Genomic DNA, 18,442 nt, shown 5'->3' with positions numbered 1-18,442 from the left:
GTCCTGACAGACGTGGACCGTCCGCCCCAGCGGATGGGGACGGTCCACCCGGCGCCGCACCGTGGGGACGGGGGCGGCGCAACGCCCGGCCGGCCGGTGACCTCTTCGGAGCTCACCGGCCGCCCGTGTCTTCCGGCGCAGGCGGCCCCCTGTCGAATCTGACACGCGATGGGTAGATTCCGTACGCGCGCCGCGGAGCCACCGACGAGGGGCGGACCATGCAAGTGGGCAATCCGATCGACTTCACCGGCCGGGCGGCGATCGTCACCGGCGGCACCCAGGGCATCGGCGCCGCCATCGCGGAGGCCTTCCTCGCCGCGGGCGCTGAGGTCATGGTCTGCGGCCGCACCGCGCCTGCCACGCTGCCGTCGTCGGGCGGCCGGCACGCCGCCTTCCGCTCCACGGACGTCCGGGACCCGGCGGCGGCGGCCCAGCTGGTGGCGGCGACGGCCGAGCGGTTCGGCCGGCTCGACACCCTCGTCAACAACGCGGGCGGCTCCCCCGACGCCGACGCGGCCACCGTCTCCCCCCGCTTCGTCGAGAAGGTCGTCGCCCTCAATCTCCTCGCCCCCTTCTACGTGGCCCAGGCCGCCAATCTGGTCATGCGGGAGCAGCCGGAGGGCGGCGGGGTGATCAACATCGGCAGCGTCTCCGCCCACGACCCGCAGCCGGGCACCGCCGCCTACTCGGCGGCGAAGGCGGGCCTGCTCGGCCTCACCCGGGCCCTGGCCCTGGAGTGGGCGCCGAAGGTCCGGGTGAACCACATCACCGCAGGACTCATCCGCACCACGAGCGCCACCGCGCTGTACGGGGAGGACGACGGTGCGGCGGTCACCGACATCATCCCCATGGGCCGGCTGGCGGTTCCGGCGGACGTGGCCCACGCCTGCCTCTGGCTCGCCGGCCCGCATGCCTCATACGTCAACGGCGCCGACCTGGCCGTGCACGGCGGCGGTGAGATCCCCGCCAGGGACCTGGCCCGACGAGCCCCCCGCCCCCCGTTCTCGTCACCTTGACCATTAAGACCCTCACCCCTTATCGTCGTCATGACGACATTGACTTCGAGGGGGATCCCCATGGCCGACATCACCCGGCGCTTCGGCTGGCGCCATCTGCGCTCCGCACCCACCGCGCACATCCGCCACCACAAGCGCGGCGAGCTCGTCCACGACGGGCGGGGGCTCAGCTTCTGGTACCGGTCGCTGTCGGCGGCGCTCTCCGAGGTGCCGGTCGACGACCGGGAGCTGGCCATGGCGTTCCACGCCCGTACGGCCGACTTCCAGGACGTCACCGTGCAGGCCACCGTCACCTACCGGGTCAGCGACCCGGCGCTGGCGGCCGACCGGCTGGACTTCTCCGTGGACCCCGACACCGGCAGCTGGCGCAGCGCGCCGCTGGAGCAGATCGCCACCCTGCTCACCGAGACCGCGCAGCAGCACACGCTGGACGTCCTGGCCCGCACCCCGCTCGCGCAGGCCCTGGTGGACGGGGTCGCGTCCGTACGCGAACGGGTCGCCACCGGTCTCGCCGCCGAGCCGAGGCTCCCCGCCACCGGGATCGACGTGGTCGCCGTGCGCGTCGTCGCGATCCGCCCCGAGGCCGAGGTCGAGCGCGCCCTGCGCACCCCGGCGCGCGAGCAGATCCAGCAGGAGGCGGACCGGGCCACCTACGAACGGCGGGCGGTAGCCGTCGAGCGTGAGCGCACCATCGCCGAGAACGAGCTGGCCAGCCAGATCGAGCTGGCCCGCCGCGAGGAGCAGCTGGTGGACCAACGCGGCACCAACGCGCGCCGGGAGGCCGAGGAGAAGGCGGCGGCCGACGGCGTACGGACGGAGGCGGAAGCCTCCCGCAAGGTGCGTCTGGCCCGGGCGGACGCGGAGGCGGCGCGCGAGACGGGCTCGGCGCGCGCCGAGGCCCAGGCCGCCTGGCTGCGGGTGCACGGCGAGGCCGATCCGGCCACACTCCACGCCCTGGCGGCGACCCGGCTCGCGGAGAACGTGCCGCGCATCGAGAGCCTCACCCTCTCCCCCGACGTCCTCACCGGGCTCCTCGCCAGGCTCGGCCGCGCGGACGGCGGGGCGGGAGCGTGAGCCTGGCCCCGCGGGCGGTGCTCGTCCACCGCAGGACCGAGTACGAGGAGCTGCTCGCCCGGCACGGCACGCACGGGCAGGCCGCGTTCTTCCTGTCCAGCCGGGGCCGCTCGATCGACGAGGTGGCCCGGCGCCACGAACGTACGCAGCAGGCCCTGCGGGACGTGGCGGCCGCCGTGCCGCTCACCTGGCGCTCCACCCGGGTGGAGCGGGCAGACCTGGATCGATTCCTCTTCGCGCCGGAGGACGTGGTGATCGTGGTGGGCCAGGACGGGCTGGTCGCCAACGCCGCGAAGTACCTGTCCGGCCAGCCGGTGGTGGGCATCGACACCGACCCCGGGCGCAACCCCGGTGTCCTGGTCCGCCACCGCTGCGCCGACGCCGCCGCCCTGCTGCGCGCCGCGGCGGCCACCGGGGGCGGGGTGGAGGCGCTGACCATGGTCGAGGCGGTCGCCGACGACACCCAGCGGCTGCTCGCGCTCAATGAGATCTACCTGGGCCCGCCCGGCCACCAGACGGCCCGCTACCGCCTGGGGACGGACGGCGATCCGGCCCCAGGCGAGGCCCAGGCCTCCTCCGGGGTCCTCGTCGGCACGGGCACGGGCGCCACCGGCTGGCTGCGGTCCCTGTGGCTGGAGCGGGGCAGCACCGTGCCGCTGCCCGCGCCGAGCGACCCGCGGCTCCTCTGGTTCGTGCGGGAGGCCTGGCCCTCGCCCGCCACCGGCACGTCCCTGGTCTCCGGCGAACTGGGCCGGGGGCAGGGGCTGCGGCTCACGGTGGAGTCGGACCGGATCGTCGTCTTCGGGGACGGGATGGAGTCGGACGCCCTGGAGCTGACCTGGGGTCAGAGCGTCCGGCTGGGCATCTCGGCGACCGCGCTGCGGCTGGTGGTCTGAGCGGGACCGGCCTCCGGGGTGTCCCACGACGCGGCTACGGTGTTCCGTACCGCCGGCCCAGGACCATCCCGGAGAACTGCCGGTCCACGACCCTCCCGGAGAGCGGAGATCCAGCACCATGGCCACCGAGTCCACCGGTCCCCTCACCGACCCCTCCCGCAACACGCGCCCGCCCGCAGCGCAGGCGGCCCTCGGGGTCGGCGTGATCGTCGAGGACGAACAGGGACGCGTGCTCCTGGGCCGGCACCACAGCGGTACGTGGGAGCTGCCCGGCGGCAAGGTCGACCCGACGCACGAGTCGGTCGCGGCGGCCGCCGCGCGTGAGCTGCGCGAGGAGACCGGTCTCACCGTGGACGAGAGCGCGGTGGACGTCTTCGCGATGCTCCACGACGTGATCGGCGGCATCAACCGCATCAGCATGGCGGCCCTCGTCCGCCTGGGGTCCGGGGTCCCCGAGGTCACCGAGCCACACCTGATCAGCGCCTGGCGGTGGACCGCCCCTGAGGAGCTGCCCACGGCGCTGTTCGACCCGTCGGCGCAGATCCTGGCGGCCTGGCGCCCGGACCTCGGCCTCACCCACCCGCCCGCGCACCTGCTGCCGATCACCGGCGTCGCGGACAGGGGCTGACCGACCCGGTCCACCTCCCGCCGCCCGGCTACGGATGCGGAGGAAAGGGACCAAGCATATGAATGAGGAACCATCCGCGTGAACGGAGTTGGCCTCATGGACGATTACCCGCTCCTGAACCTCTTCCTGACCATGCTGTACCTGTTCCTGTGGGTCATGTGGTTCTTCCTGCTCTTCAAGGTGGTGACGGACCTCTTCCGCGACCACACGCTGAACGGCTGGGCCAAGGCGGGCTGGCTGATCTTCGTCATTCTGCTGCCCTACCTGGGCGTGCTGATCTACCTGATCGTCCGCGGCCGCAGCATGCACGAACGGGACGCCAAGGCGGTCGAGGACTCGGAGACGGCCTTCCGGCAGTACGTGAGGGAGGCGGCGAACAGCGAGGGTTCCTCCGGCCCCACCAGCCACGTGAGCGATCTGACGAAGCTCGCGGAGCTCAAGGACAAGGGCGCCCTCAGCGCTGAGGAGTACGACAGGGCGAAGGCGAAGCTCCTCGCCTGAGGAAGTACCCGGCGGGACAGAGCCGAAAAGTGCCGGCAGCCCTGGGAGTCCCCCCGGGGCGTCCAGGACTTCCGGCCCCCTCAAGCATCCGAGGAGCGTTCAGGAGCAGCACGGCCCTCGCCGGGCCGGTCACTCCAGCTCGCACCCGGCCTGGTCGGCGACGGCGTCGGCCAGGCCGGTCAGCAGCTCGGCGTCCGGGCGGAGGTCGTCACGGCCGGGCCTCTTCCTCGGCCCGAAGAAGTGCCCTACCTGGACCAGGGTCGGCCTGCCCGCGCAGGTCAGCAGGGCGGACCGGTCCTTGTCGTCGGCGCGGTGCCGCTCGACCAGGGCGGGTTCCTGGGTGACGGTGAAGTGGACGAGACTGTCGCGGTCGTCGTCCGTGGCTCCGAAGGCGCAGCTCCACAGGCGGAAGTCGCCCCCGGTCGCGGCCTGGGTGAACTGGGCGGCGGCCGATGCCTTCAGCGGGGCGAACCCCTCGATGCCGCACGCCCGGGCAGGGTCCAGAGCCTCGCGTTCGAGCACGGGCGGGGCGGTCCCGGGCTGTGTCGCGGGGGACGGTCCGGAGCAGCCCTGTGTCCCGGTCAGCCGGTCCGCTGCGGTCATGAGGACGGCGGCCATCCTCTTCTGCACGGCACCGTCCTTCCAGGTGTCCTCCTGGTCGTTCGTCACCTGGATCTGGAGATAGGGCTCGGGCTTGGCCAGGGCGTCGGCGCAGCCGGCGGGCAGCAGAACCCCGGCATACGTCCTGTTGACCCACCCGGGCACACCGGGGATCGGGGCGCGGACCGGGGACTCGGCGGCGACTTCGTCGGCGGTGCCCCAGACAGTCCCGGCGGAGCGCACGGAGTCGAGGGTCAGCGTGAACTCATCGTCCACATGGCAGTAGGAGAGCACGGGTTTCGCCGCGTCGGTCTCGGTGGACGTGTACCGCTCGCGTGGTTCGACGGTGAGCGCGGACACGTCCTCGCGGGTGAGGCCGCCCCAGCAGAAGGAGGTCTGCGGGGCGGCCTCGCTCCCCTGCAGGGACAGGGCGAGCGCGCCGCCGCCCGCGAGGAGGGCGGCGGCCGTCGCGGCGGCGAGGATCTTCGTGGATGGGGTGCTCATCGGCGCCTTCCGGCTGATCGGGGGGCGGTGACTTCCGCGGGGCCGTCGGCAAGGACACCCGGTCCTGGCTGCCAGGCCGCCGCGCACAGGGACTCGGCGACGGCGGCCGTGTAGCGGGCGGCGGCGAGCCAGTGGGCGGCGAAGCCGTCGGTGTCGGCGGGGAGGAGGCGGCCGAAGAGGTCGCGTTCGCGTCGGGCCGCCGAGGCGCGGAGGGCGGTGAGCAGCCCGGCGGCCGTGGGGAAGCCCGCACGGCGCAGGCGGCGGGTCTCGGCGGTCACGTCGCCGAGCATGCCCAGGGCGGCACGGCCCGCCGGGACGGTCTGTTCGACGCGCCGCTCCAGGAGATGGAGGGGCGACTTCGCGCCGGGGCCGCCGGGCTGGGGCGGGGCAGAGTGCACCGGGGCGCCCGGGTCGGGGAGATCGGCGCGGCCCAGGCGGTCGAAGCCCAGGTCGACCGTTCCCTTGCCGGTGGGGTGCGAGCAGGCGAGCAGGGTGAGCCGGGGGTGCGGGGCGGGCACCAGGCGGCCGATGATCCGCAGCCGCGTCCCCGGTGCCGTGGCAAGGAGCATCAGGTTGTCGCGATGGGCCAGCCCGGGGTCGTCGTCGGCGACGGCGAGGCGGACGGGGACCTGACCGTCGCACCGCACGAGCAGACAGGCACCGGCCGACTCCCTTACCGCGCCCAGGAGTTCGACATCCAGGAAGAGCAAGTCGCTGCCACTGCCGCCCGGTTCCGCGTAGCGCGAGAGGGACCGCAGGGCGCGGGTGGCCTGTTCGGCGGGCGGGGTCTCCCAGAGGGCGGCGAGGGGCGGTTCCGTCCAGGCCGCGCCCCGGGCGGTGACGGCCTTGACGCCCCTCCCGGCGCCCAGTCTGCCGTCCGGGGAGACCGTCGCTCCGGAGACCGCGAGGCCGGCCCGGCCCAGCTCCCGGTGCGTGAGGGCGCTGTCTCCGAGGCGAACGGTGCGGTCGGCCACGCCCAGGGCGCGCCCCACCCCGCCGGGGGCCACGTCACCGACCGTGCACAGCCGGCCGTCGGGGGCGGCGACCCAGGTGCGGGCGCCGCCGTGCCCCGAGTCGGTGACCACGGGCTCGGTGAACAGGCCGTACAGCCGCAGGGAACCGTCCGGGCTGTACGGGTGGCGGGCGCGGCCCCGGACGGCGGCCAGCTCCGCGCCGGAGGCCATCCCCACGCGGTGCGCGGTGCCCAGGAGTTCGGCCAGGGCGGTGACGAGGTCGGCGGTGCGGTAGGAGGGCTCCCCGGCGCGTGCCGCGCGCAGCAGGGCGACGACGGACAGGGCGGCGGACGCGCCACGCGGCAGTTGCCGGAGCCGGGCGGTGTGCGCGGCGCGCAGCAGTGCCGCCTGGGCGACGGCGCCGGCCCCGTCCACGCCCGCCTCCAGCACGGTGGCGCCCGCCGACCAGAGGGCCGCGGCCGCCTCACGCTGGGCGGGGCTCGCCTTGTCGTGAGCGGGGGCGGGCTCCAGGGCAGGGGCTACCGGGGCGGGGGCGCTTGCCGGGTCCGTGTCGCCGGGGGGCGGGGTGGGAGCGGGAAGCGCGGTGGCGTCGGGGGCCGTCGGCGCCGGCTGTACGGCGGGGTCGGGAGCCGCGTCGGGTGCGGGTTCGGGGACCGGATCCGCCGCGGGAGCGGCGCAGGCGGCGGCCGCGCGGTGGACGCAGGCCGGGGCGAGGAGGCAGCCGCAGGTGATGGCGTCGACCGTGGCCACCACGCCGCCCGGGGCATGGAGGCGCAGTTCGGTGTCGTCATCGACCGCGATCGTCACCGTGTCCCCGTCGCGGTGCGTCGGGCGGGTGCCGAGCTTGGTGACCGCCGCGTCCAGCCGCTTGCGCAGCCGGGGCGAGAGGTCCTCCACCAGCGTGGCCGTGACCTCCGGCGCGACGGGTGGCAACGGGGCGGCGGTCATGCTGTCTTCTCTCCTATCCAGCGAGCGAGTTCGAGTGGGCTGAGGGCCGCCACGGGCATGCCGGCGGCCACGAGCTGCCCGGCGACGCCCGTCGAGTAGCGGGGCCGGCCGGCGTCGTCGAGGCTGGCGCACCCCAGTACATGGCAGCCGGTGGCGACCAGGGCCCGGACCTCGGACAGCAGTCCGCCGAGCGGAGCCCCCTCCTCGAAGTCGCTGATGACGACGACAAGGGTGCGGCTGGGTACCGTGATCAGGCTGCGCGCGTGCCGTAGCCCGGCGGCGATGTGCGTCCCCCCGCCCACGCTCACCTCCAGAAGGAGGGAGAGGGGGTCGTGCACATGGCCGGTGAGGTCGACGACCTCCGTGGAGAAGGCCAGGAAGTGGGTGCTCAGCGCCGGCACCCCGGCCAGTACGGAGGCGGTCAGCGCGGACCAGATCGTCGACGCCTCCATGGACCCGGAGACGTCGGTGACCAGGATCAGGCGCCAGTCGGCCGACCGGCGGGCGCGGCTGCGGAACACCGGCTTCTCGGGGACGATCCGGACCGTGCCGTCCTCCGTGCGGCGGGCGGCGGCCAGATTGGCGCGCAGCGTGCGCGGCAGGTCCAGCCGTCCGCCCGGGCGGCGGGTGGGCCGGGCGAGCATGGTGCCGGTGAGGGCGGGGCGCAGCCGGGTGGCGAGCTGCCGGGTCAGTTCGTCGACCAGGCGGCGGACCAGCGGCCGGAGCGCCGCGAGGCGCGCCTCGGGGAGCCCGCCGGCGTAGCGCAGGACCGTGCGGAGCAGTTCCACGGAGGGGGTGGCGGCGGCCGGGTCGAGTTCGGTGAGGACGTCCTGCCGGCCGGTCTCGGCAGCGGCGGCGAGGACTTCCTCACGGACGCCGGGGCCGAAGAGCGCGGCGAGTTCCTCGGACCACTCACGGACGCCGGGGAACGACGCCTCGCGGCCGTGGCGGCCCTGGCCGGGCACGGGCAGACCACCGCGGGAGCCCTCACCGCGCCCCACGCCGTAGAGCTCGTCCAGGGCGGTGGCCAGGCGGGCGGCCCCGGACGGCAGTCGGTCGGGGCGCCGGCCGAGGACGAGTCGCCACCGGTCGGCGGGCGCGAGGGTCCGCTCGGGGGCGGGTCCGGGGCCGGGGCCGACGGCGGTATCGGGTCCGGTCGCCGGGGTGGTCCCGGTAGCGGCCTCGGCGGTGCGGGGGTGCGCCGGGCCGGCGGGAGGCGGGGCGGTGACAGCGGAGGCCGCCGACGGGTGCGCGGTGGCGTGCGCCGAGAGCGGGTGCCGGTCGGTGTCCCCGGGGGCCGGGACGGGCAGGCCGAGGCCGGCCAGGAGGCCGCGGGCCGCGAGGTCGGCGACCGCGCGGCGTGCCAACTCGGCCGGGTCGTCGGCGTCGGTGATGTCCACCCGTTCGCCCAGGCGCTCCTCGACGGTGTCCAGCAGCCGGTCCCGGGCGGTCGGGCTCAGGGTGTCGAAGCCGCCGCGCAGGGCGGGCAGCCGGGCCAGGAACGCGGCGTCGTCCAGCTCGACGACCCGGTGCAGCAACGGGTCCAGGGCGACGACGCCGACAGTCAGGAGCGGGCCCGCCGCCGTCAGGACGCCGGTGAGACGGGCGGTGAGGGCGGCCCGGGAGGGGCTGTCCACCGCCGCGTCCACCCAGGAGGCGACGCGCACCCCGAAGGTCTCGGCCTGCTCGTGGCCCGTGAGCACCCGGACGGCTCCGGCCGCCGCGGCGATCAGCGGGGTGCCGTCGGCGGCCAGACGGGCGAGGGCGCCGGCGAGCCGGATGCCGCCCAGCCGGTCGGCGCGCTGCGCCAGTTCGAGCAGAGCCCGGGCGTCCTCGGGCTCCTCGGAACCGGTGAGGCCGTCGACCTGGCGGACCGCCGCCGAGGTCAGGAGTTCCGCCGCGTGCGCGATGCGCGTGGAGAGGAGGGCGGGGGCGTCCGAGGTTTCGGGAGGTGCCGAGGCACCGGGGGCTCCCAGGCCTGGCAGGTGGCCCGCCGCGACGCGGTCCAGGAGGTCGAGCCCGGCGAGGAGTTCGGGGAGCGTTCCGCTCTCGGGGAGTACGGCCGCCAGTTCCGTCAAACGCTCGTCGACCAGGGCGGGGAGCCCGCACTCCGCGGCCGCTGTGAGGCCGTGTACGGACTGCGCGGCCATCGGGCCGCCCTCCGCGCGTTCGGTCGCGTGCCGCCCGCGCAGCACGCCCTCGGCCGCCTGGGCGGGGGTGACGCCGCGGGCTCCGGCCGCGGTGAGCATCGCGGCCGTGGCGGGGGTCCACCGCACCTGCCAGCGGGTGGTGAGTCCTTCCGAGCCCGCCGCGGCGGTCACCTCCTGCTCCTGGGCGTAGGGGATGCCGCACACCGCCAGCCGGCGGAACAGCAGTTCGCGACGCCCGTCCAGCGCGGAGCGGGCCGGGTCGAGCCGGAGGTCGCGCGGGGTCTTCTCGTGCGTGTCCGCCGGGCCGGGGAGGGACAGCGCCTCGGTCTCGGCCTCCACGGCGGGGCCGAGGCCGCTGCGCGGAGCGGCGGGCGCGGGGCGTCCGGTGCGGGTGCCGACGAGGACGTGTTCGAGCGCGTGGGCGACGGCGCGGCCCGTGCCGTAGGTCTCGCCCCGGCCGAGCACCGTCTGCACGGCCTCCAGGAGTTCGCCGCGTCCGGGGGCGGGCAGATCACGCAACCGGGCCAGGTCTCCGGCGACCCGGACGACCTCCCGGCCGTCCGCCGGGCCGTAGGGATGGCCCTGTGCGCGCAGGGCGGCGCAGACGCGGACCGCGGTGCGGATCAGGGCCTCGTGCAGGGCGGCCGGGTCCCCGGCTGCGTCCAGGACGGTGTGCTGCCACTCCGGGTCCCGGATGCCGGCCGGGTAGCCGGAGCGGGAGTCGAGCAGAGGGTAGGTGTACGGGATCAGGGAGACGGTGCAGGCCCTCGCCCCGCGCGCACCGGGCTCGCGCGCGGGGGCGTTCGGTGCGCCCGCAGGAGTGTTCTGTGGGTCCGGCGCACCCGCCGCGGGAGCCGTGGCCGCCCCGGCGGTGGACGGCAGCAGCGCCGGGGCATGGAAGGCGCCCACCACCACGGCGGGCCGCAGCCCGTTCGCCAGGGCCTCGGCGATGTGCTCGCGCATGCATGCCTCGCGCACCAGGTCGGTGCCGTCCAGGCCGCGCCGCGCCTCGGTCTCGTACCGCAGCGCCCAGCCGGTGAGGAGGGCGGCGCGGCGGAGCGCTTCGGGTGGGGAGCCGGGGGCGGGGGCCTCCACCAGGCGGTCCCACAGGTCGTCGCCGTCGCGGCCGGTGAGCCGGGACCGGAGGGCGGCGGACAGCCCGCGGCCCTCCCCCGGTACGGGCGCGGAGCCAACGCCCGGTACGGGCGCGGCCGCGTCAGACCCGCCCCGTGCCCAGGCCCGGTCGGCGAGCGGGAGATCGCAGGCCACGGCCGGGACCCCGTTCCGGGCCGCCCAGCGCAGGGCGACCAGTTCGGGCGAGAAGTCCGCGAACGGGTAGAAGGCGGGTCCCTGTCCGCCGCCCGCACCCGGACCGCCGGCCGGCACGGCGGCCAGCGCCACCGGCGCCCGGGTCTCCTCGTGAGCGAGCCAGCCCAGCCAGGGCTGGAACTCGGTGGGCAGTTCGACGAGGAGGACGTCGGGGGCCGCCGCGTCCAGCAGGGCCGGGACGGCGGCCGCGAGGGAGGGCGCGTGGTGACGCACCCCGATCAGGAACGGCAGCCCGGGGCCGTCCACCGCGAGCGCCGCCACCGCGGCCTCCGGGGTGGCGGGCCCGGCCTCCGGGACCCGCGGCAGGAGGGCAGCGGTCGGCGTCTCGGCGACCGGCCGCGTCGTCCCGGCGGCGGCGGCCCGCGTCTGGGTGATGGCCGCCCGCGTCTCAGGGGTGTCCTGGCTCATCCGTCAGTTCTCCAGCACCGCGCGCAGGTCCCACAGGGCACGCCAGGTGGCCGACCCCTGCTCGGCGCGCCTGCGCACCGGTCCGTCCCAGTACCCCAGCAGCCGTGCCGCGTCGGCCGGGTCGTCCTTGCGGACGACGCCGAGCAGGTGGCCGGGCAGGAGGGAGAGCACGTCCCGGTCCCCCGGGAAGTAGGCGGCGGCCAGACCGAGGGAGCCCGCGACGGAGACCGCCTCCGCCGTGCTCATCACCGTGGAGGGGCGCTCGACCTCCCACCCCTCCGTGGAGCGGCCCTCGCGCAGGTCCCGGAAGGCGGTGACCAGGGCTTCGAGGACCGCGTCGTCCACCTGGTAGGCGGCTCCCGCTCGTTCCACCGCGGCGCGCGACTGGCTGCGGACGAGCGCGGTCTCGGCGTCCACGTCCCCGATCGGGCCGACCGTCTCGAAGTTGAACCGCCGCTTCAGCGCGGCGGACATCTCCGAGACGCCCCGGTCCCGCAGGTTGGCGGTGGCAATGAGGGCGAAGCCGGGGGCCGCGTGCACCTGGGCGCCCTCACTGCCCGCCAGTTCGGGGACCGCGATCCGCCGCTCCGACAGCAGGGACACCAGGGCGTCCTGGACCTCGGGCAGACAGCGGGTGACCTCCTCGACGCGGGCGATCGCGCCCCGGGTCATGGCGGTGAGCACCGGGGAGGGCACCAGCGCTTGCTCGGTGGGGCCCTGGGCGAGCAGCAGCGCGTAGTTCCAGCCGTATTTGAGCTGGTCCTCGGTGGTACCCGCGGTGCCCTGCACGGTGAGCGCGCTGGTGCCGCAGATGGCCGCCGACAGCAGCTCGGAGAGCATCGACTTGGCGGTGCCGGGCTCGCCCACCAGGAGGAGTCCGCGTTCCCCGGCGAGGGTGACCACGCACCGTTCGACGAGGGCGCGTTCGCCGACGAACTTCTGCTCGATCACCAGGCGACGCGGCACCCCGGCGTCGGGTCGGGCGCCCTTCGGCAGGCCCAGCGCCTCCCCCGCGCTGCCCGTCACGAAGGTGACGACGGCGCGCGGGGTGAGCCGCCAGCCGGGCGGGCGGAGGCCGGTGTCGTGGGCGGCGAGGAAGGCGAGTTCGGTGGCGTACCGGTCCTCGGGCGGGGTGACCTGGCGGTGCTCCCGGCCGGGCGCCGCCGACCGGTCCGGGACGCCGACCGGGGTGGCGCCGTCCGTGTCACTGGTGCTGGTGCTGGTTTCGCTCGTCATCGGCGGCGGCCCTTCCGGGGTGCGCGGGTGTCCAGTTCTTCGAAGGCGGGGGCACCGCCGCCGCGAACCCGTGCCCAAGCGGCTGAGAACAGCGCGGGCACAGGCAGGTGGGGCACGGTGCGGACACCGTCGGCCACCGGGTACAGATCTTCCTTCCAGGTCTCCACCGGCAGGGCGGGGGCCTTGCGCTCCATCCAGCCGCAGGGCAGGAACAGGGTGCGGCCGGCGCGGGAGCGCTTCGCCTCCAGGACGAGGTCGGTGGCGGCGAGTTCCGCCCGGGCCTTCTTGACGCGGGCCGGCTTCCACTCCGTCCAGCGGACGCAGTTGCGGTCGGTCGGGTCGGGCAGGGTGAGCAGCATCAGGTAAAGGGCGGCGGCGTCCGCGCTCAGGCCGAGGGACTCGGCGGCCTCCGCCACCAGCTCCGGCACCGCGCGGGTCGGGTCCTGCGCCGGGTGGTTCGGGGCGCCCTCGGAGGGCGTGTTGCCCTCGGCGTCCGCAGAGACGTCGGGGAGGCCCGCCGAGACCAGCTCGTCGGTCTCCTCGTCGAGCAGGGCACGCAGGGCGAGGAGGTCGCGGGTGGCGTGGGAGGCGACCGTGCCCTCGACGAGGCCGAAGACCGGGTCGTCGGGGCCCGTCAGACCGGCCGGGCGGATCAGCAGCTTCTCGTTGCTGCCGTGGCCGGGCGCGAGGAGCAGCGCCGCGCCGGCCCGGACCAGTCCGTCGGCGTCTGCCCCGCCGGACACGGGGAGCCCCAGGGCGGCGCGGATCGGGACGCCGATCGGGACGCCCGCCTCCGTCCAGTCCAGACCGAGGTCAAGTGCCAGGTTCGGGTCGGTGAGGCGTCCGCGCAGGGCCGCGAGCCCGGTGGGCAGATGCGGCCGCAGGGGGTGTCCGTACGGCAGGGTGTAGGCGAGGGTGCGCAGCGCGGTCAGGGCGGAGGCGACCGCACCGCGTGCGCCGACCCGGCGCAGGCCCGGGCGGCCGGCCCCGTCCGGGACGTCGGTGCCGTGGGTGAGCCAGCTCCGGGAGCCCGCGTTGAGGATCAGATCGACGGCGCCGGGGGTGGCGCCCGACAGGTCGAGGTCCAGTTCCTCGGGGACGCGGACGAGGGAGGCCAGGCGCTCCCGCCAGACCTCGGCGGCAGCCTCGACGTCCGGGCCCGTGATCCACAGTTCGGCCGGGTCCGCGGGCAGCAGCGCCCGCAGCAGCGCGTGCCGGTCGTCGCGGGGCAGGGAGTCCAGTCTGGCCTGGGCCGCCTCGAAGGTCCGGGTCTTCGCCCCGAGCAGGGCGAGCGCTTGGGCGCCGGGCTTCTCGGCGGTGGCCGACAGCAGGGCGACGGCCTGGAGCGGTCCGATCCCGGTGGCCGTGTGGAACGTCTCGGCGGCCTCCGGGCGCCAGGGCGCGGGGCCCTGCTCCCGCACCAGGGCCGTGAGCCGGACGAGCCGGTCGCGGGCGATGCCCTGCCGGTGGACGTGTTCGTGGTCCAGGGTGAAGCCGGGGACGGGTCCGAAGGCGCCGGTCGGGTCGTGGTCCAGGGCCAGCCAGCGGGCCGCGTCGTTCCGGGTGTTCCGGCCGCGTTCGGCGACGACCACGACGGCACGGGCGCCCTTGCGCAACACCTGGCCGAGGCGGTGCACGGCCTCGTGGCGCCCCTGCCCGGGCGTGCCGTTGTACGGCTCGACGAGCTCCACCTGCCGGACGGTGCCCGCCGGGTCGGCCAGCGGCCCTGCGGCGAGGGTGTCGAGCAGGACGAGGAGCCCGGCGCGGTGCTCGGGTGATGTGGCCGGCGAGGCGACCCGGTAGGCGAGTTCGGGCAGCTTGTCGAGGAGGGAGGTCCAGGACATGGCGCCGCCGGGCACGGTGCAGTCGTCGCGCTGCCAGCCGTCGACGGGGGTGAAGGGGATCTTGGACGGCACGGGCGGGCCGAACGCCGGTTCGCCGCCGAGGACATGGTTGACGGCGAGGATCTGCCGGAGGGCGGTCCATCGGTTCCCGCCTCCCCACCAGCCGCCGTGCATACGCTCGGAGCCGAAGGCGGTGGCGTCCCGCAGGGTCGTGTCGTCGCCGTGCTGGGGCGCGTGGTCGAAGAACATGCCCTGGGTGCGCGCGGTGTTCCGGGCGGTGGCCGGCTGGGCGTGCCCGGGCGGTTGCAGGTACCGGGCGGTTGCGTCGGCCTGGTCCACCGCGTTGCGGACGAGGGCGGTGATGCCGGCGAGGAGCCGTGCGTCGGACACCTCGGGCAGCACCCGGGCGACGGCCTCCTGGCTCAGCTCCCGCGACGAGGGCCCGGTGTACTCCTCGACGGCACGGAACGCCGCCAGGTGCCGGGCGACCGCGGCGGCGACCTCCTTGAACAGCTCCCCCGCCCGGGAGTAGGTCAGGGTCCGCAGGACCGCGGAGCCGCGTTCGTCCCTCGGGCGCAGGGCGTGCCAGTAGGCGACGGGCGGCACATAGGGGGTGCCCGCCGCGTCGTTCCCGCCGGAGGAGTCGGGCGTGACGGACCACAGACTGCCGCCGGTGCCGTCGGTGTCCGCCGGGTGTGCTTCGACGGAGCGGTGGTGCAGGGCCATGACCGGCCGCGATCCGCCGGGCAGAGCGAGGGCGCCGAGGGGCACCTGGGCGCAGTCGGCGCACAGCGGGTACGGCAGGGTCACCGTACGTCCGTCGGGGGTGCCGGCGACGATCCGGTGGCCGTCCGCGGGCACGGCGGTACCGGGTTCGGTGACCGTACGGCGGACCCAGCGGCCCAGGACCGTGCCGTCCGTGCCGAACGGCGTGGTCTCCAGGCCTGGCTGGAGGGGCAGCACCTGACAGTGCTCGGTGAGCAGCCGGGTTCCGTCCTGGACGCCGGAGCGGAGGAAGGCGGGCAGGGAGGCCCGGCCGTGCGTGCCCGTGGCGGGGTCGTACTCCAGCCATACGCTCTGTCGGCCCTGGTGTCCGTCGCGCCATAGGCCGGTGCCGTCGGAGATGACGGCGCGCTGCGGCGGGAGGGAGGTGTCGCCCGCGTGCAGGGCCTTGCCGCCGGTGGCGCGGCCGCCGCCGGGCAGCGGCAGGCAGATCTCGTCCGAGGCGCCGGAACCGCCCCAGCGGGGGATCTGCTCCCCGCCGACGGTGAACACCTCGGCGGGGCGGTGCGACCAGTAGCCGCGCTGTTTGCCGTCCTCCCACCAGATGACCAGCAACTCGCCGTCGACGTAGCGGAAGGCGAGGGTTCGCCAGTGGTCGACGGTGGCGGGCAGCCGCAGGGTGTGACGCAGCAGGACGCCCTCGGGGCCGACGACGACGGCCCGTTCCAGGGTGTTCAGGATGAGTGCGGGCCAGGCGCCGGTGACGCCGACACTCTCCGAGCGGTGGCGGCGGTTGCCCGCGGAGGCGGCGGCCGCCTCCGCGGCGAGTTCGGCGTAGGTCTCGTCCAGTGCGGGCCAGCCCAGTTCGTCGAGGACTCCGGTGCGCAGGGTGGCGGCGAGCAGGGGCACCACGTCGTGGGCCTCGAGAAGCCGCACCGCCTCCGGGGCGACCTCGGCGGCCACGGCGCGGAATCCCGAGAGTTTGCTGAGGGCCGACCGCAGTCCGGGGAGCCCCCGGGCGGCCGCGTACTCCTCGGCGCGGGCGGTCAGCCACTCGCGCAGGACGCCGGAGAGCACCGGGTGCGCGGCCAGCTTTTCCATGCCGGCGTCGCTCGGCCGCCGGACGCGTCCGCCGCCGAGCTCGCCGACGGTGCGGCTCAACAGGGCGCGGAAGTGGGGGCGTGCGGCGACGGCGGCGAGGTCCCGCACGCCGGGTGCGGTGTCGGTCAGCCAGCCGCCGAGCGCGAAGCCCGGGGGCTGCCGGCTGCCCGGGCCCTCGTCGTCCGGCTCGGCGACAGGGATGCCGGAGGCCAGGCAGAGGTCGAGGATGTCCAGGTCGGCGGTGCGCTGCCAGCGGCCCTGGAACAGCTCGACGGGACGCCCGTCGGCGCGCAGCCGGTCCGCCGCGCGGGCGACCAGGGTGAGCGTCTGTGGGCTGCGGCCTGCTGCGGCCCCGTCGCGCCGGCGGTGCGCCTCCCAGCGGGCGAGCCAGTGCGCCGGGGAGACGGACGGCGCGTCCTCGCCGGAAGCGCCGGAGGTATCGGAGGCATCGGGGAAGGCGGTGAGCAGTTCCTCGGCTCCGGAGTCGGCCAGCAGCGTGAGCCAGCCGCGCTCGCCGTCCCGGCCGCTGTTCTCGGTGAAGGTCTCCGGGAAGAAGCCGAGGAGCCGGGCGCGCACAGCCGGGTCCCGGTGGGCGAGGGCGACGACGGCGGGGCGGTAGGCCGTCCAGAAGGAAGCGGGGGCGCGGACGACTCCCGGGGAGCCGATCAGGTCGGCCACCAGCTCGCGTTCGGCCGTCTCGCGGTCCAGCCCGGCGGCCTTGACCAGGGCGCGTACGTCCTGGGGCAGCGCCGCGTAGGGCGGCATGCCTGCGGCGCAGCGCTCGACCAGCAGACGGCGGAACTGCGCCCAGGCGTCCGCCGGGGCGAGCCGGGCCACGAGGTCCCGCACGTACTGCCGCAGCGCCTTGACGGTCAGCGCACCGGCGAAGGCGAACTCCAGGAAGACGGCCCGCTGCCGGTCCTCGTCCACGACGAGGCCGTGGACACGCTCGGCCTCGCGGGCCTTGCCGAAGAAGGAGGCCGCGTAGGTGGTGTTCTCCGCCTGGAGGAAGAGGCGGGCGACCTGTTCGTAGTAGGTGGGGAGGAAGTGGGGCACGGCCCGGCCGAGCCGGGTACCGAGGGTATCGAAGCCCTCCTTGGCGGCACCGGCACGGGTCTTGGCCTGCCGGCCCAGCCGCTCGATGTCCTTGACCAGTGCCAGGGCGTGGTGCCCGTTGGCCGGGTCGTTGACCAGCGCCCAGGCGGGGAAGCCCAGCGTCTCGCGGCGGACCTGGCCCACGACGGGCGCCTCGGCGGTCCGGGACAGCCCGAGGAACTCCAGGGCCAGGTCCTCGGCTTCGCCGAGGGTGCCGGCCACGAGGCGGACAACGGGGCGGTCGCCGAGGACGGCGTGCGTGTAGGTGCGGGCGGTCAGCGCGTCGGCGTCGTCCCGGTCGGTGGTGCCCGCGGGGAGGACGGCGCCCGCTTCCAGCAGAGCCGCGGCGCGGGCCTCGGCGGCGGGAGTCGCGACGGCACGGCCGCGGGCCTGGGCGGGAAGCGCCACCGTATCGGTGTCGGTGTTCATGTTGCTGTTGCTGTTGCTGTTGCTGTTGCTGTTGCTGTTGCTGTTCGCGCCGGTGTTCGTCGTCGTGGTGCTCATGCCGCCCGCTCCTCGTCCTCCACGTCGCGGCCCGCGTAGAGCGCCGCTGCCATGCGCATGCCCTCGGACCACGCGACGGGGCCGACCTCGGCAGCCGTCAGCGCGCGCCCCGAGGAGTCGGTCCAGCCCAGGGGGCCCGTCTCGGTGCCGTACTCGTCGTATCCGTCGTGCTCGCCGATCCAGATGCGGGCCTCGACGGTGGCGCCGTCCTCGACGACCGGGCAGACCGCGTATCCGCCGCGGGACCGGTAGCCGAGCTGGGTGACGCGACCGTGCAGGAACCGCAGTTCCTTGAAGACGCCGCCGGCGTAGGTGTCCACGGAGACGGTGTCCGGGGCGAGGCCCGGCGGGCGGCGCCACACCTCGCGGAACAGCTGCTCCACCTGCTGGCTCACCTCCAGTTCCACCGCGAACTCCCTCAGCTCGTCCAGGTCGTCGAGGAGGACGGGATGCCGCAGGCTCACGACGTCCGGGGTGATGCGGACCGTGTCGCCGTCCAGGTCGACGAGGCCGAGGCCGCGGTCGGGGTCGACATCGCGCAGGAACCCCCCGACCCCGCTGTCCGCGCCGGTGACCACCACGTCCCGCAGGGCCGCCTGCCACGCCGGGTCGGGCCAGACCCGGGCGAGGACGGCGGTGGGGACGGGCAGCGAGCGCACCATCCACTGCTCGACGTCGGTCAGGCACCGGCGTTCGTGCCACTCCAGCCACTCGGCGAGCTGCTGGAGTCCGACGACCGCCGGGTCGTCCTTCAGTTTGGCCGGGACGGACTTGAGCCGTCGGCCCTTCCCGTTGCGGCAGACCACCCTGCCCGCCTCCAGGGCGACTTCGTAGTCGCCCGCCGGTACCCACCCCATGCGCTGCTCTCCCCGTGTTCCGTACGGCGCCGCCGGGAGGCGACACGCTGATGA

General features: G+C 75.6%; 11 protein-coding genes. 5 read left to right on the top strand and 6 right to left on the bottom strand.

Translation table 11 applies throughout. The features are described from left to right. Nucleotides 1-218: 218 nt before the first annotated feature. The 5 genes from ABZ154_RS23400 (at nucleotide 219) to ABZ154_RS23380 (ending at nucleotide 4,115) form a co-directional block, all read left to right on the top strand. Nucleotides 219-1,016, top strand: a complete 798-nt coding sequence (locus tag ABZ154_RS23400; RefSeq protein WP_356835574.1) for an SDR family oxidoreductase — start codon at nucleotides 219-221, stop codon at nucleotides 1,014-1,016. 60 nt (nucleotides 1,017-1,076) lie between these two features. Continuing rightward, the gene (locus ABZ154_RS23395; protein ID WP_356835572.1) at nucleotides 1,077-2,090 is read left to right on the top strand and encodes an SPFH domain-containing protein; all 1,014 of its coding nucleotides are present in this window, start codon (nucleotides 1,077-1,079) and stop codon (nucleotides 2,088-2,090) included. Then, nucleotides 2,087-2,986, top strand: a complete 900-nt coding sequence (locus ABZ154_RS23390) for a hypothetical protein (protein WP_356835570.1) — start codon at nucleotides 2,087-2,089, stop codon at nucleotides 2,984-2,986. Before ABZ154_RS23395 ends, ABZ154_RS23390 begins: the two co-directional genes overlap by 4 nt. A 118-nt stretch (nucleotides 2,987-3,104) precedes the next feature. Next, a complete protein-coding gene (locus tag ABZ154_RS23385) occupies nucleotides 3,105-3,614 on the top strand; it encodes an NUDIX domain-containing protein (RefSeq protein ID WP_356835568.1) in 510 nt (169 codons plus the stop codon). A gap of 96 nt (nucleotides 3,615-3,710) precedes the next feature. After that, nucleotides 3,711-4,115 (top strand): SHOCT domain-containing protein, encoded by a 405-nt coding sequence (locus ABZ154_RS23380; protein WP_356835566.1) that lies wholly within the window; start codon nucleotides 3,711-3,713, stop codon nucleotides 4,113-4,115. A 129-nt stretch (nucleotides 4,116-4,244) separates the two neighbouring features. Here the strand turns inward: ABZ154_RS23380 and ABZ154_RS23375 are convergent, their stop codons facing one another. Genes ABZ154_RS23375 through ABZ154_RS23350 form a run of 6 tightly spaced genes read right to left on the bottom strand, consistent with a single transcriptional unit; the run spans nucleotide 4,245 to nucleotide 18,388 of the window. Further along, nucleotides 4,245-5,219: a hypothetical protein gene (locus ABZ154_RS23375; protein ID WP_356835564.1), complete on the bottom strand. Its 975-nt coding sequence runs from the start codon at nucleotides 5,217-5,219 to the stop codon at nucleotides 4,245-4,247. Further along, complete coding sequence (locus ABZ154_RS23370; RefSeq protein ID WP_356835563.1) at nucleotides 5,216-7,141, bottom strand: hypothetical protein; 1,926 nt, start codon at nucleotides 7,139-7,141, stop codon at nucleotides 5,216-5,218. Before ABZ154_RS23370 ends, ABZ154_RS23375 begins: the two co-directional genes overlap by 4 nt. Next, the gene (locus ABZ154_RS23365; protein ID WP_356835561.1) at nucleotides 7,138-11,028 is read right to left on the bottom strand and encodes a DUF5682 family protein; all 3,891 of its coding nucleotides are present in this window, start codon (nucleotides 11,026-11,028) and stop codon (nucleotides 7,138-7,140) included. Before ABZ154_RS23365 ends, ABZ154_RS23370 begins: the two co-directional genes overlap by 4 nt. Nucleotides 11,029-11,031: 3 nt before the next feature. Further along, nucleotides 11,032-12,264: an AAA family ATPase gene (locus tag ABZ154_RS23360; RefSeq protein ID WP_356835559.1), complete on the bottom strand. Its 1,233-nt coding sequence runs from the start codon at nucleotides 12,262-12,264 to the stop codon at nucleotides 11,032-11,034. Then, the gene (locus ABZ154_RS23355; RefSeq protein ID WP_356835557.1) at nucleotides 12,261-17,531 is read right to left on the bottom strand and encodes a hypothetical protein; all 5,271 of its coding nucleotides are present in this window, start codon (nucleotides 17,529-17,531) and stop codon (nucleotides 12,261-12,263) included. The genes ABZ154_RS23360 and ABZ154_RS23355 overlap by 4 nt, the downstream gene beginning before the upstream one ends. Next, a complete protein-coding gene (locus ABZ154_RS23350) occupies nucleotides 17,528-18,388 on the bottom strand; it encodes a DUF4132 domain-containing protein (RefSeq protein ID WP_356835555.1) in 861 nt (286 codons plus the stop codon). Before ABZ154_RS23350 ends, ABZ154_RS23355 begins: the two co-directional genes overlap by 4 nt. Nucleotides 18,389-18,442: the final 54 nt, after the last annotated feature.

Source organism: Streptomyces sp. NPDC006261, from assembly GCF_040613515.1.
In the GTDB taxonomy this organism is placed as follows: Bacteria; Actinomycetota; Actinomycetes; order Streptomycetales; family Streptomycetaceae; genus Streptomyces.
The sequence above is the reverse complement of the archived record's forward strand: the minus strand, read 5'-3'. Positions and strand labels throughout refer to the sequence as shown.

Bases quoted from the DNA above. Each gene is read 5' to 3' on its own strand.
- ABZ154_RS23400 (WP_356835574.1), top strand. From the start codon at position 219: ATGCAAGTGGGCAATCCGATCGACTTCACCGGCCGGGCGGCGATCGTC.
- ABZ154_RS23395 (WP_356835572.1), top strand. From the start codon at position 1,077: ATGGCCGACATCACCCGGCGCTTCGGCTGGCGCCATCTGCGCTCCGCA.
- ABZ154_RS23385 (WP_356835568.1), top strand. From the start codon at position 3,105: ATGGCCACCGAGTCCACCGGTCCCCTCACCGACCCCTCCCGCAACACG.
- ABZ154_RS23380 (WP_356835566.1), top strand. From the start codon at position 3,711: ATGGACGATTACCCGCTCCTGAACCTCTTCCTGACCATGCTGTACCTG.
- ABZ154_RS23375 (WP_356835564.1), bottom strand. From the start codon at position 5,219: ATGAGCACCCCATCCACGAAGATCCTCGCCGCCGCGACGGCCGCCGCC.
- ABZ154_RS23370 (WP_356835563.1), bottom strand. From the start codon at position 7,141: ATGACCGCCGCCCCGTTGCCACCCGTCGCGCCGGAGGTCACGGCCACG.
- ABZ154_RS23365 (WP_356835561.1), bottom strand. From the start codon at position 11,028: ATGAGCCAGGACACCCCTGAGACGCGGGCGGCCATCACCCAGACGCGG.
- ABZ154_RS23360 (WP_356835559.1), bottom strand. From the start codon at position 12,264: ATGACGAGCGAAACCAGCACCAGCACCAGTGACACGGACGGCGCCACC.
- ABZ154_RS23355 (WP_356835557.1), bottom strand. From the start codon at position 17,531: ATGAGCACCACGACGACGAACACCGGCGCGAACAGCAACAGCAACAGC.
- ABZ154_RS23350 (WP_356835555.1), bottom strand. From the start codon at position 18,388: ATGGGGTGGGTACCGGCGGGCGACTACGAAGTCGCCCTGGAGGCGGGC.